Raw genomic sequence first — 13,885 nt, forward strand, 5'->3', positions numbered from 1 at the left:
CCTGGAGCCTATGGGGCCACGGGGGCGGGGAGCCACGGTTTTTACGGGACCGCGCCCGTCCGCCGAGGAGGATCGGATCCCCCGGCGGACGGGCGCGGTCGCGGTGCGGGTGCGATGCGGTGCCCGGGCTCAGACCGAGTAGTCGTGCTCGGCCTCGGTCCGGTGGGCGGGGCGCGGGGCCGCCGGGCCGCCCTTCGCGATCTGGACGGAGTGCGTCCGGTTCAGCCTCTCCCCCTCGACGTCCATGTTCGGCAGCAGCCGGTCGAGCCAGCGCGGCAGCCACCAGGCCGAGCGGCCGAGGAGGGCGAACAGGGCCGGGACCAGGGCCATGCGGACCACGAAGGCGTCGAAGAGGACGGCGGCGGCGAGGCTGAAGCCGACCATCTTCACGAAGTCGTTGGTCTCCAGGATGAAGCCGGAGAAGACGCTGGTCATGATGATCGCGGCGGCGCTGACGACCCGTCCGCCGTAGCGGAATCCGGTGACCACGGCCTCGGTGGGCCGGGCGCCGTGGACGTACGCCTCCCGCATCCGGGTCACGAGGAAGACCTCGTAGTCCATCGCCAGGCCGAAGACCACGCCGATCATGAAGATCGGCAGGGTGCTCATGACCGGCCCGGGCTGCTCGATGCCGAGGACGTCGGCCAGCCAGCCCCACTGGAAGACGGCGACGACCGCGCCGAGGGCCGCGGAGACCGACAGGAGGAAGCCGAGGGCCGCCTTGAGCGGGACGAGCAGCGAACGGAAGATCAGGACCAGGAGCAGGAAGGCGAGTCCGACGACCAGGCCCAGGTAGGGCACCATCGCCTCGTCGAGGGTGCGGGAGAAGTCGATGAACAGGGCGGTCTGGCCGGTCACGAGGATCTCGGCGCCGGTGTCCGCCTCGATGGCGCCCGCCATCCCCCGGATGGTGGTGACCAGTTCCTCGGTCCGGTGCTCGGTGGGACCCGAGGAGGGGACGACGTTGAGGACGGCGGTGTCCCCGGCGGCGTTGGGCGTGGCGGGGGTGACCGTGGCGACGCCCTCGACCTTCGCGAGTTCGGTGCCGACCCGGCCGGCCGCGGCAGCCGCGTCCCTGGCCTGGACGGTGACCGTCAGCGGGCCGTTGAACCCGGGCCCGAAGGACTCGGACAGCATGTCGTAGGCCTTGCGCTGGGTGGTGTCCAGCGCCATGGTGCCCTCACCCGGCAGGCCGAGCTGGAGGCTCGCGGCGGGGACGGCGAGGGCGCCGAGGCCGAGGACGCCGACGGCGAGGACCAGCAGGGGGCGGCGTACGACGAACTGCGCCCAGCGGGTACCCAGGTTGGGCTTGGTGCGCGCCGCGAGCCGGTCGGCCCTGCGCTGGAGCCGTGCGGTGAGCGGCTTGCCCTGGATGGCCCGGCGCTCCAGGCGGGGCATGACCTTGACGGGGGCGAAGCCGAGGAGGGCGGGGACGAGCGTGACGGCGATGAGCACGGCGATGGCCACGGTGCCGGCGGCGGTGAGGCCCATCTTCGTGAGCATCGGGACGTTGACGACGGCGAGGCCGGCCAGCGCGATGATGACGGTGAGGCCGGCGAAGACCACGGCCGAGCCCGCGGTGCCGACGGCGCGCCCGGCGGCGTCGGCGCGCTCGCGGCCCTCGGAGACCTCGGCGCGGTAGCGGGAGATGATGAACAGGGCGTAGTCGATGCCGACCGCGAGGCCGATCATCATGGCCAGCGTGGAGGTGGTGGCGGACAGGCCGAGGGTGCTGCCGAGGGCGGTGACGGCGGCGCTGCCGACGGCCACGCCGATGACGGCGGTGAGCAGCGGCATGCCGGCGGCGACCAGGGAGCCGAAGGTGAGCAGCAGGACGACGGCGGAGACGAGGATGCCGATGCCCTCGGCGCCGCCCATGGCGGCCTCGACCTTGACGGCGTCACCGCCGGCCTCGACGGTCAGGCCGTCGGCCCGGCCCTTCTCCAGTACCGCGTCGAGGCCGTCGTGCGCCTCGTCGGTCAGCTTGAGGGCGGAGACCTTGTACCCGGCCACGGCGTAGGCGGTGGTGCCGTCCTTGCTGACGGTGCCGGTCTTGAAGGGGTCCGAGGCCGAGACCACGTCGGGAGCCTTGGCGAGGGCGGCGACCAGGCCCTCGACCTTGGCCTTCTGGGCGGGGTCGGAGAGCTTCTGCCCGGCGGGGGCGCGGACCACCACACGGGCGGTGGCGCCGTCCGCGCTCGCGGCGGGGAACTTCTCCTTGAGCACGTCGAAGGCCCGCTGGGACTCCGTGCCCGGCATGGAGAAGGTGTCGGCGGGCGGGGGCGGAGCGGTGGAGGCGGCGAGGCCGACGGCGACGAGGACGGCGAGCCACAGCAGGGTCACCAGGCCCCGCCGCCGGAAGGCGAAGCGGCCCGTCTTGTAGAGGAAGGTGGCCATGGCGCAACAGACTCCCGTGGGTGCGGCGAGGAAGGAGGCGAGCGGTCCCGTGTGGCACGAGGCCCGACCGATGGCACCACTATGGCACACGCTTGGCGCTATCGGGAGCCATATAGGTGCGCCGCCCCCTGCCATCGATGCACCACATGGCGCCAAAGGACCGCGAAACCGGGCAGATGTTTCCCTCGGTAGCCCCTGATTACCCTTGGATCAAGGTGACTCCAGGCAGGCGCCACCGTGGCACCACCACCGCTCCACCAGGGGCGGTGAGCGGATGGTGAGCGGGCGGTGAGCGGCCCGGGCGACTGTGGTTCCCGTCGCCGGACCACACGGGTCCGGCCGGTACGAGGAGCAGGCCATGGGCACGCTGGACGGCAAGACGGCACTGGTGACGGGCGCTTCCCGGGGGATCGGCCGGGCGGTGGCGCTGCGGCTGGCCGCCGAGGGGGCCCTGGTCGCCGTCCACCACGGCGGCAACGAGGAGGCGGCCGCCGGAACGGTGGCGCGCATCGAGGAGGCAGGCGGCCGCGCCTTCGCGGTGCGGGCCCGCTTCGGCGAGGCGGGGGCGGTCGACGCCCTGTTCGAGGGGCTGACCGCCGGGCTGGCGGGGCGCGGGCTGGACGTCCTCGTCAACAACGCGGGCATCGGATCGGGCAGTTCGATCGCACAGGTCACCGAGGAGGAGTTCGCCCGGCTGCTGGCGGTCAACGTCACCACCCCGTTCTTCGTCATCCAGCGCGCGCTGCCGCTGCTGAACGACGGCGGGCGGATCGTCAACATGGGATCGACGGCCAGCCGGTTCGCGGTCACCAGCCAGATCGGATACACCGTCACCAAGGCGGCGCTGGAGGCGATGGCCCCCTCGCTCGCCAACGAGCTCGGGCGGCGCGGCATCACCGTGAACACCGTCGCGCCCGGCGCCGTCCGCACCGACATGACCGCCGGCTACACGGCCGTCCCCGAGGTGGTCGCCGCCCTGGAGGGGATCACCGCGCTCGGGCGGCTCGGCGAGCCCGAGGACGTGGCCGACGTGGTCGGCTTCCTGGCGGGGCCGCAGGGGCGGTGGATGACCGGCCAGACCGTGGACGTCTCCGGGGGCACCTGGCTCGGCCCCCTCGGCTGACCGCCCGGGAACCCCCTCTTCGGACGGCCCTCCGGTGATCAACTGCCGTGGATAATCACCGGCATGCGGTTCTCCATCCTCGGCGAGACTCTGGCCCGGCACGACGACGGCACCGAGGTCCCCCTCGGCGGACCCGCCCGGCGCGCCCTGCTGACCCTGCTGCTGGTGCGCCCCCGGGAGGTGGTGGCGGCCGAGCGGCTGGCGGACGAACTGGCCCCGGACGGCACCATGTCGGCGCACGCGCTGCAGTCCCAGGTGTCCCGGCTGCGCGCGGCGCTGGGACCGGCTGTCATCGAGCGGGCCGGGGCGGGCTACCGGGCCGCCGTGGACCCGGAGGACGTGGACGCGGGCCGCTTCGAGCGGCTGGCTCGCGAGGGACGGGCCGCGCTGGCCGCCGACGACCCCGTACGCGCGGTGGAACTCCTGCGCGGGGCACTGGAGTTGTGGCGCGGACCGGCGCTGGCCGACCTGGCGCACCTGACGGAGGGCGACACCGCCCGGGCGGCCACCGTACGGCTGGAGGAGCTGCGGCTCGGGGCGCTGGAGGACCGGATCGAGGCCGAGCTGCGGCTCGGCGGCCACCGGGGCGCCGTGGCGGAGCTGCGGGAGCTGACCGGCCGCCATCCGCTGCGCGAGCGCCTCGCGGCCCTGCTGATCCGGGCCCTGTCCGCCGAGGGCGGGCAGGCCGAGGCCCTCGCCGCGTACGAGGAGACCCGGGGACGGCTGGCCGACGAGCTCGGCAGCGACCCTTCGGCCGAACTGGTCGCCCTGCACCGGGAGTTGCTGGACTTCGACCCCTCCCCGGCGCAGGTCGGGCCGCCCGCCCAGCTGACCTCCTTCGTGGGCCGGTCCGGCGAGGTCGCCGAAGTGGCCGGGATGCTGCGGGTGGCGCGGCTGGTGACGCTGGTGGGGCCGGGCGGGGTGGGCAAGACCCGGCTGTCGGTGGAGGCGGCGGGGGCCGCCGCCGACGACGTGTGCTTCGTGGAGCTGGCCTCGCTGCGCGAGGGCGCCGGCCTGCCCGGGGCGGTGCTGGCCGCGCTCGGGCTGCGCGAGAACGGGCTCCAGCTCGGCGGTGGCGGACAGGGACCCCTCGAACGGCTGGCGACGGCCCTGGCGGACCGGGTGCTGCTGCTGGTCCTGGACAACTGCGAGCACCTGGCCGAGGAGGGGCCGGCCGCGCTCGCGGGCCGGCTGCTGGCGGTCTGCCCCCGGCTGCGGATCCTGGCCACCAGCCGGGAGCCCCTCTCCGTCATCGGGGAGCACCTGTGGCAGGTGCGGCCGCTCGACGACGCGGCGGCCGTACGGCTGTTCACCGAGCGGGCCTCGGCGGTGCGGCGCGGGTTCACCGCGGCCCCGGGGCCGGGGGCCGGGCCGGCCCCGGGGCCGGTGGAGCGGATCTGCGCGGCGCTCGACAACCTGCCGCTGGCCATCGAGCTGGCTGCGGCCCGGCTGCGCACCATGGACGTGGAGGACCTGGCGCAGCGGCTCGACGACCGGCTCGGGCTGGCCGCCGCCCGGGCCAACCGCGGCGCCGATGAGCGGCACCGTACGCTGCGCGCGGTGGTGGCCTGGAGCTGGGACCTGCTGTCCGCGCAGGAGCAGCGGGCGGCCCGGCGGTTCACCGTGTTCCCCGCGGGCGCGACGGCCCGGGCTGCGCTGGAGGTGTGCCGGGCGGGCGGCGCCGGGGGCCCGGATGTCGGGGCGCTGGAGGCCGAGGTGCTGGAGTCCCTCGTGGACAAGTCGCTGCTGGAGCTGACGGGCGGGCGGCTGCGGATGCTGGAGACGATCCGCGCGTACGGCGCCGAGCGGCTCGTGGAGGCGGGCGAGGCCGCCTCCACGAGCGGTGCGCACGCACGGTACGTGCTGGAGCTGGCCCGCGCCGCCGAGCCGCATCTGCGCGGTGCCGGGCAGCTGGAGTGGCTGGAGCGGATGGCGTCCGGGCACGGCGACCTCCAGGCGGCACTCGGCTGGGCGGTCGGGGAGGGCCGCTGGGAGACGGCGCTGGAGCTGCTGGCGGCGGCCTCGGCGTACCTGTGGATCCGCGGTGTGTCCGGGTCGGTGGCGGCGCGGGCCGCGGCGGTGCTCGACGCCGTCGGGGACGCTCCCCCGGCCGGTCTGGGCGAGGAGTTCGCGGCGTGCGTGCTGCTGGCGGCGGCCGGGCCGGGCGGGCTCGCGGCGTGGCGGCGCCACCGGGAGCGGGCCGGGCGGCTGCTGGCCGCCGCCTGGGCGCAGGACGCGGCGGACGGTACGGGCGGGTCGGGCGGTACGGGCGGGGCTGACGGAACGGACGGTACGAGGGGCACCGGCGGTACGGGCGGGACCGGCGGGACCGGCGGGCGGTATCCGGTGCTGCTGCTGGTGTGGATGATGCGCAACGCGACGGAGGCGGATCCACTGGACGCCTTCGCCCTGGTGTCGGCGCAGCGCGGGCGTCCCGAGCCGTGGGTGCGGGCGGTGGCGGCGTACGTGTCCGGGTTCGGGCCCCTCGGGGCGGGTGACCCGGCCGGTGCCGAACGGGACTTCGCCGAGGCCGCCGAGGGGTTCCGGGCGGCCGGCGACCGCTGGGGCACCGCGCTGGTGCTGGACGCGCTCGCCGGTATGGCGGCGGCGCGCGGGGACCGGGCCGGGGCGGTGGCGCTGACCGACGAGGCGCTGGCGCTGACCGAGCGGCTCGGCGCCCTCGAGGACAGCGCCGACCTGCTGGTCAACCGGGCCGACCAGCTCGTGGACGGGGATCCGGCGGCGGCCCGCGCCGACTACGCCCGGGCCGCCGCCCTGGCCCGCCGGGCCGGGGGCTCCGCGGCCCTGGCGGCGGCCCAGCGCGGACTCGGCGACCTGGCCCTGCGGGACGGGGACCCGGCGGAGGCCCGGCGCCTGTACGAGGAGGCCCTGGAACGGATCGACCCGCACTGGGTGAAGAGCGCGGGCAGCCGGGTCCGGGCCCTCGCCGGGCTGGGCCGGGTGGCGGAGTCGTACGGGGACCGGCCGGCGGCCCGGGCCCGCTACGCGGAGGCGGCCGTATCGGCGGCGGCCGTGGTCGGCGGCACCACCCCGCAGGCGCTGCGTCTGCTGGGCCTGCCGCAGGACGTCATCGAGGTGGTGGCCGCCCACGCCCCTTGACCACCGGGGCACCACAAGTCCCCTCTGCCCCAGCCCAGTTGACAGACTCCGCGATCGTCCGCCCTGGAGTCGCAGCCCGTCCCCCGTGATGCTCTCGGTGTACCGCTCACGCATGCCGAAAGGGCACTTTATGGGCATGCCTGCCGATTCCGCCGGGGGCCTCGAAGGGCTGCTGGTCACGGCGGCGGATCCGGCCGGGCGTGCGGCGGCAAGGCGGCCAGGCAGATCAGGGAGGTCAGGACCTCGTTGGTGAACGCGGCCTCGACGGTCGAAGATCACCGTCGAGGCCGGGGACGCGGCCGGTGACATGGGCGAGCCGCTCAAGGTGGAACGGCGGTTCGGTGACGAGGCGTCGAGGCGCACGACGCCCGCCGGCCCGGCCGGGCAGCAGGCCCGGATCACCACGCTCCTGGTGCGCGAGAGGGGTCCGGCGGAGCACCGCCGGCCCCGGGGCGCCGGACACCACGCCGTCCGGTGCCGTGCGTCGGTGCCTTGGCGGGTGAGGGGCCGGCACCGTGCGGGCGACGGGACGGGCAGCGGGGCGCAGACGGCGGGACGGGCGTCGGGGCCGTCCCGCCGGCGGGACAGCCGGGGCGGGCCGGGGGCTGCGGGCATTGCTCGATCGAGGCCGCGCTTGCCATGCTCGAACGCGGTGACGGCGCCCGCCCCCGGCGCTTCCAGACCGTCGGCCGGCGGGCGCTCCACCCGGTCCCGCGGGGAGTGGGGGAGCACCGGGCACGGCGGCGGACCGGGCCCGGCGCGGCCGTGCGGCCGCGTCCGCCCCCGCTCCCCGCCCCACCGCATCGGGCGACGCGTCCGGGCCGGGTCGGGACAACCCGGACGTCGCCTTCCGTTCCACTCGGGTCCGCCCGGCTCTGCCACCGTCCAGACCAGTCCCACCACCCCCAGGCCCCCCAGGCCCCTCAACCCGCCCCTGGAGCCCATGGATGAACACCGAACTGCTGATGTCGGACGCCACCCACTTCCGCATCGACTACGTCATCAACCCGTACATGGACACGAGCGTCCAGCCGGACGCCCGGGCCGCCGTCTCCGAGCACGACGCGATCGCCGCCGCCCACCTCGCGGCCGGCCGCACGGTGCACCGGATGGCGTCCGCGCCGGAGTGCCCCGACATGGTGTACACGGCCAACGGGGCCTGGGTGTGCGGCGACCGCGCCGTCCTGGGCGACCCGCCCGCCGCCCGCGCGGCCGAGATCCCGTACTTCCGGTCGTGGCTGAAGGAGAACGGCATCGACGTGTTCGACGCCCCGTACTCCTTCAGCGGCCAGGGCGACACCCTGGCCTGCGGGGACCTGCTGCTGGCGGGCTACGGCCAGCGCACGGACCGCCGGATGCACGACGTACTGGCGGACCTGACCGGCCACCAGGTGGTGGCGCTGCGCACGGCCGGGGAGGAGTGGTACGACCTGGACCTGGCCGTGGCCGTGATCGACGAGGGCACGCTCGCCTACTACCCGGGCGCGCTGGAGGCGGAGAGCGTCGGCGTGCTGCGCTCCCTCGGGCTCGAACTGATCGAGGTCGGCACGGAGGAGGCCCGGGCGTTCGCCCTCAACCTGATCAGCGACGGCAGGACCGTGACGATGACCACCGGTGCCCCCCGGCTCGCCGCGACCCTGCGCGAGCGCGGCGCCACGGTGGTGGAGCTCGACACGGCGCAGCTGCGCAAGGGCGGCGGCGGCGTCCGCTGCACCGCCCTCACCCTGGACAACCCGGTCCCGGCGGGCGGCCGCTAGGCGCTCCGGGCTCCGCCGGGGCGGTGGCGGGGAGTTCGGGGCGGGCGTTGACGGCGGACTGCAGGACGTGGGCCGCCCAGTCGTTCAGGCTCAGCCCGCAGGCGGCCGCCACTTCCAGGAGCCGGTCGAGGTCCGGCTTCGGCAGGGCGATCCGCAGCGTGGCCTCCTCGTCCGCCGACTCCTCCGGCGCCGCAGCCTCCGCCGCCGGGCCGTGCTGTTCGGCGAGGCCGGCCCGCAGCTGTCGGCGGAGCTCGTTGCGCGACCACCGCTGTTCCTCGGCGCGGCGCAGCCAGTAGTCCTGTTCGGGCCGGGCCAGGCGGGCCACCTCCGCGTGGTGGGCGAAGCTGAGCGCGTCCCGGCGCCGGTGCTGCTCGAAGCGGCGGGCCACCCACGCGTAGTTGCGCAGGGTCTGGTAGTCGAGCCCGGTGCGGCCCACGGCCTCCCGGTAGCGGCCGCTGTAGGCGTTCTCCCCGAAGAGGAGCCAGTCGCCCAGCCACCACGCGGACGAGCTCGCCAGGTCCCTCAGCTGGCTGCCGATCTCCTCCCAGGCCCGCTGCGGCATGGCCGGTGAGAAGGTCATGCCCGATTTCGTCAGCCCCTCCAGACAGGGCAGCCGGCTGAGAGTGACCCTGCGGGGCCCGTGAACGGGCCCCGGAACGGGCCCGGGAGCGCGGTGTGCCCGGGCGGGCGGCTCTCCTCGTGTGCGGATGCCGGACATCTCGCATCATCCCCCTGCGGCTCGACCGGCCACTCGTCACGTCATGACGTCCACGGCCTTCCGGCTGGCCAGACTAGGCACCCGGAGGCGCCTCCTCACGGGGGTTGAGACGGACTTGACGGCGATCTGAGCAACCGGGCGGCGGAATCGGGACACCCCTCGCAAGCCGCCCCGCCTCCGACCCCGGGTCCGGGTCCGTCAGGCGGCGCGGGTGATCACGATGTCGCCCATGCCGGTGCGGGCCCGCACCTCCACGACGCCGTCGGAGCCCTCGGGCCCCTGGGAGGCGCCGAGGGAGTTGTGCACCTTGCCCATCCGGGAGGTGACGTCGAGCCAGGCGGCGACGGAACCCCGGATGCCGATGTCGATCCGGCCGACGGCCGTCTGGAGGTCGGCCTTGCCGCGGGCCACCTCGCCGACGCGGATGGCGCCGTTCGCGGACTTGGCCTCGACGGAACCGTGCGCCCGGTCGACGGTGATGGAGCCGTTGGAGCTGTTCGCCCGTACGTCTCCGGTGACCTCGCCGATCTCGGTGTCGCCGTTGACGTTCTTGACGGTCGCCGCGCCGTCGACCCGGCCGATGCGGACCCGGCCCGCGCCGTGGACCTCGGCGTCAGCGGTGCAGCGGTCCAGGTGCACGTCGCCGTGGCCGGTGCGCAGTACGGCCGGGCCGGCCGCGGTCACCCGGATGTCCCCGGCACCGGACTTCAGGACGCACTCGCCGAAGGTCCCGTCCAGGACGAGGGGGCCCACGCCCGTGGCGGCCCGGACGCGGGAGCCGGCCGGCAGCTCGATGCACACCTCGACCGAGCCGATCCGGCCGAACGGGAGGCGCTTGCGGGCACCGCGCACCGTGAGCGTGCCGTCGGCGTGGTCGACCCGGGTCTCGCGGGCGGCGCGCTCGTCCTCCGGGTCGCCGGGGTCGGCGGGGAGCACCTCGACGACGGTGTCGGGCCGCTCGCCGGCCGTGAGCCGGACGGATCCCACCTCGATCTCGACGGACACGGCGAGCGGTGCGGGGGTGTCGAAGGTAAGCATGGCGGTCCGATCCTCATGACGTGGTGCGGGTTCCCGCCGGCCGGCCGGGCGGGCGGTCGGGCGAGGGGGGATGCTGGGCGGCGGCCAGACTACGGAATGCCGGGCGGCCCGTGCCGGGCCGTGCGGGTCAGCGCACCCAGCCGGTGTAGCTCTGGCCGGCCCGGGTGCGGCGCAGTCCCGCGGGCTGCTCGGCGGCCGCATCGGACAGGGCCGCCGACAGCGTGCGGACCACCCAGGCGTTGACGGAGATCCCCTCGCGGGCCGCCGCCTCCTCGGCGCGGGCCTTGAGGTGGGCGGGCAGGCGGAGGTTGATCCGTGCCGTCCCGCCCTCCTCGCCCTCGGAGAGGAGGGCGGGGGCCGGCGGTGCGGCGGGGGCGGACGGGCGCTCGTCGTACGCGGGCTCGCTCTCGGGGACGGTCACGACGAACTCGGGGTCCAGGCCCCGCAGCCGTACCGAGACCGATCCCGGCGCCAGGTCCCGCGTGACCTCGTCCATCGCGTCGGACAGGGCGTTCAGGAGCGTCAGGCGGGTGGCCGACTCCAGCGGGGCGGTGAGCCGGCCGGCCAGGGCGCGGGCCTCGTCCCCGCCCGCGTCGGCGGCGACGGCGAGCTCGTGCCGGAGGTTCTCTACGTACGGCCTCAGATCCATGGCGCCACTATGGCACACGCATGGCGCCATGGCCAGAATCGGCATGTGCCACAGGACGGCGGTGAGCCGGCGGTGACCGCGCGGTGAGCACCCCCGAGCACTCTGGCCCACATGACGAACCCCACCGCGAACACCGCCGCAACCACCGCCCCGAACGCCCGAGCGAACACCGGCGGCACCGCCGCCCGCACCGTGCTCATCTCCGGCGCCTCCGTCGCCGGCCCGGCGCTGGCCTACTGGCTCCACCGCCACGGCTTCGCCCCCACGATCGTCGAGCGGGCCCCCGCCCTGCGCGAGGGCGGCTACGCCGTCGACTTCCGAGGCGAGGCCCACCTGTCCGTGCTGCGCCGCATGGGAATCCTGGACGCCCTCCGGGCCGCCCGCACCGGCACCGGCTCCATGTCGTACGTCAACAGCGCGGGCAAGCCGCAGGCGAAGCTGCCCGCCGACCTGTTCGCCGGGGACCTGGAGGTGCTCCGGGGCGACCTGGCCCGGATCCTCTACGACGCGACCAAGGAGCACACCGAGTACGTCTTCGGAGACTCCATCACCTCCCTCTCGGAGGACGCCGAAGGGGTCCACGTCACCTTCGAGCGCGGCGCGCCCCGCCGCTTCGACCTGGTGATCGGCGCCGACGGGCTGCACTCCCGCACCCGGAGCCTGGTCTTCGGCCCGGAGGAGCGCTTCGTCAAGCACCTCGGCGTCTACTGCGCGATCTTCACCACGGACAACCACCTCGGCCTCGACCGCACCGGGCACGCCTACGTCACCCCCGGCCGGCTGGTGACCGTGTACAGCGCGCGCCAGAACAGGGAGGCCAAGGCCGTCTTCTACTTCGGCTCGCCCCTGCTGGACCTCGACCGCCGTGACGTGACGCGCCAGCAGGCGCTGCTCACCGAGCGGTTCGCGGGCAACGGCTGGGAGAGCGACCACCTGCTGGAGCGGATGCGCCAGGCCCCGGACTTCTACTTCGACTCCGTCGGGCAGGTGCGCATGGACAGCTGGTCGCGCGGCCGGGTCGCCCTCCTCGGCGACGCCGCGTACTGCCCGTCGCCGCTGTCGGGCATGGGATCGGGGCTCGCGCTGGTGGGCGCGTACGTCCTGGCCGGGGAGCTCGCCGCCGCGCGCGGCGACCACCGCACGGCCTTCGCCCGCTACGAGCGGGAGATGCGGGTGTACGCGGAGGGCTGCCAGAAGATGGGCGACGGGGTCGCGAAGATGATGGTCCCCGAGAGCCGGCTGCTCGCGGGGTTCCTCAACCGCTACTACAAGGTCATGCCGTACCTGCCGGGCAAGAACATGCCCGCGAAGATGGCCCGCAAGGCCGCCGAGAACATCACCCTGCGGGACTACACCGCCGAACTGAGCACCCGTTAGCCCGTCCGCAATCCGACTGGACATCAAAACCTAGACCCCCTAGCTTTGAACCTAGAGCAACTAGCCATGGACGGGCCACGGCCACGGCCACGGCCAGGACCACAGGGGAGGCGCCGATGGTGCGCGCAGGACTCAACGCCGCACGGCTCACGGAGGCGGCCGCCGAGATGGCGGACGAGACCGGGATCGAGCAGCTGTCCCTGTCCGCGCTCGCGCGGCGGTTCGGCGTCAAGGACGCGAGCCTCTACTCCCACGTGCGCAACCTGCGGGACCTGCGGGTACGGGTGGCGCTGCTGGCCGGCGAGGAGATGACCGAGCGGATCGCGGTCGCCGTCGCCGGGCGCTCCGGCAAGGACGCGCTGGTCGCGTTCGCCGACGCCTACCGGGAGTACGCCCTGGAACGCCCGGGCCGTTACGCCGCCTCGCAGATGCGGTTCGACCCGGAGGAGGTGGCCGGCTCCGCCGGGCTGCTGCGCAGCGTGGAGCTGACCTACGGGATGCTGCGCGGCTACGGGCTGGAGGAGCCGGACCTGACGGACGCGGCCCGGCTGCTGCGCGCCACCTTCCACGGCTACGTCCACCTGGAGCTCAGCGGCGCCTTCAGCCACTCCCGCGAGGTCCGCACGTCCTGGGCACGCGGCCTCGACGCACTCCACGCGGCCCTGGAGAACTGGCCGCCGAAGAACAAGGGGGAATCACGATGACCAAGCCCACCACGCCCACCACCACCGCACCCACGACCGGGACCCTCGACGTCCCGGGAGCCACGCTGTACTACGAGCGGCGCGGCAGCGGCCCCGTCCTGCTCCTGATCCCCGGCGGAGGAGCGGACGCCGGCCTGTACGCGGGGATGGCCCCGGCCCTGGCCGCCGCCGGACGCACCGTCGTCTCCTTCGACCCCCGGGGCCAGTCCCGCAGCACCCTCGACGGCCCGGCCGCCGACCAGCGGGTGGAGGACTGGGCCGACGACGCCCGCCGCGTGCTGGACCTGGTCTCCCCCGGCGAGCCGGCGGACGTCCTCGGCTGCAGCGCGGGCGCCGTCGCCGCGCTCGGCCTGCTGGCCCGTCACCCGGAGCGGGTGCGCCGGGTGGTGGCGCACGAACCGCCGCTGGTGGAGGTGCTGCAGGACCCCGCCCCGTACCGGACGCTCTTCGCCGACGTACGGGAGCTGTCGCGCACCCGGGGCCCGGCCGCGGCGACGGCCCGCCTCGCCGAGGGCCTGGGCGGGGAGCAGCCGCAGCGAGAGGAACCCGCCGCCGGGCTTCCCCCCGAAATCCTGGAGATGGCGCCGCGCATGTACGCGAACCAGCCGTTCTTCCTGGAACACGTCCTGGTCCCCTTCACGGGCAGCACCCCCGACGTACCCGCCCTGCGGGCCGCCGCCGACCGCCTCGTCCTGGCCGCCGGGGAGGACTCCCGCCCCATCCCCGCCCTCCACGGCCCGGCGGCCCGCCTGTCGGACCTGACCGGCGCCCCCTTCACGGAGTTCCCCGGCGGCCACGTCGGCTGCGCCGAACACCCGGCCCCCTTCGCCACCCGCCTCCTGGAAACCCTGACCCGGGAGTGAGCACGGGGCTGACGGGCCTTAATGGCAAGGAGAGGTTGCAGTTAACGTGTCCCGGCGGCACACTCGGCTCATGAGCGAGACACCACGCCCCCGCGCCCGGCAGGCCGAGCTCACGCCCGCGCAGCGGCGCGAGCTCGAC

10 protein-coding genes are annotated in these 13,885 nt (G+C 75.1%); 6 read left to right on the top strand and 4 right to left on the bottom strand.

What is annotated here, in order from left to right:
- Positions 1–129: 129 nt before the first annotated feature.
- On the bottom strand, positions 130–2,397 hold the full coding sequence (locus VR44_RS04865; protein WP_045946106.1) for an MMPL family transporter: 2,268 nt from the start codon (positions 2,395–2,397) through the stop codon (positions 130–132).
- A 358-nt stretch (positions 2,398–2,755) separates the two neighbouring features.
- Between VR44_RS04865 and VR44_RS04870 the strand changes: the two genes are divergently transcribed.
- From VR44_RS04870 to VR44_RS04880, 3 genes are all read left to right on the top strand, one after another.
- Entirely contained in the window at positions 2,756–3,520 is a 765-nt protein-coding gene (locus VR44_RS04870; RefSeq protein ID WP_045946107.1) for an SDR family NAD(P)-dependent oxidoreductase, read from the top strand.
- 63 nt (positions 3,521–3,583) lie between these two features.
- Positions 3,584–6,640, top strand: coding sequence for an ATP-binding protein (locus tag VR44_RS48305; protein ID WP_045946108.1), 3,057 nt, complete (start codon positions 3,584–3,586; stop codon positions 6,638–6,640).
- Between the two features lie 947 nt (positions 6,641–7,587).
- Positions 7,588–8,397: a dimethylarginine dimethylaminohydrolase family protein gene (locus VR44_RS04880; protein ID WP_045946109.1), complete on the top strand. Its 810-nt coding sequence runs from the start codon at positions 7,588–7,590 to the stop codon at positions 8,395–8,397.
- On the opposite strand, the gene VR44_RS45875 is transcribed toward VR44_RS04880, so the two are convergent.
- From VR44_RS45875 to VR44_RS04895, 3 genes are all read right to left on the bottom strand, one after another.
- A complete protein-coding gene (locus VR44_RS45875) occupies positions 8,360–8,977 on the bottom strand; it encodes an LmbU family transcriptional regulator (protein ID WP_063778896.1) in 618 nt (205 codons plus the stop codon). The genes VR44_RS04880 and VR44_RS45875 overlap by 38 nt on opposite strands.
- Positions 8,978–9,313: 336 nt before the next feature.
- Positions 9,314–10,153 (bottom strand): DUF4097 family beta strand repeat-containing protein, encoded by an 840-nt coding sequence (locus VR44_RS04890; RefSeq protein ID WP_045946110.1) that lies wholly within the window; start codon positions 10,151–10,153, stop codon positions 9,314–9,316.
- A gap of 127 nt (positions 10,154–10,280) precedes the next feature.
- Complete coding sequence (locus VR44_RS04895; RefSeq protein ID WP_045946111.1) at positions 10,281–10,802, bottom strand: toxin-antitoxin system HicB family antitoxin; 522 nt, start codon at positions 10,800–10,802, stop codon at positions 10,281–10,283.
- Between the two features lie 111 nt (positions 10,803–10,913).
- Between VR44_RS04895 and VR44_RS04900 the strand changes: the two genes are divergently transcribed.
- From VR44_RS04900 to VR44_RS04910, 3 genes are all read left to right on the top strand, one after another.
- Positions 10,914–12,179 carry an FAD-dependent monooxygenase gene (locus VR44_RS04900; RefSeq protein ID WP_094191432.1) on the top strand — a complete coding sequence of 422 codons (1,266 nt, stop codon included), beginning with the start codon at positions 10,914–10,916 and terminating at the stop codon, positions 12,177–12,179.
- Positions 12,180–12,295: 116 nt separating this feature from the next.
- Positions 12,296–12,883: a TetR/AcrR family transcriptional regulator gene (locus VR44_RS04905; RefSeq protein WP_045946112.1), complete on the top strand. Its 588-nt coding sequence runs from the start codon at positions 12,296–12,298 to the stop codon at positions 12,881–12,883.
- Positions 12,880–13,746, top strand: coding sequence for an alpha/beta fold hydrolase (locus VR44_RS04910; protein WP_045946113.1), 867 nt, complete (start codon positions 12,880–12,882; stop codon positions 13,744–13,746). Before VR44_RS04905 ends, VR44_RS04910 begins: the two co-directional genes overlap by 4 nt.
- Positions 13,747–13,885: the final 139 nt, after the last annotated feature.

Origin of the sequence: Streptomyces katrae, from assembly GCF_000966975.1 — a bacterium.
GTDB lineage: Bacteria > Actinomycetota > Actinomycetes > Streptomycetales > Streptomycetaceae > Streptomyces > Streptomyces katrae.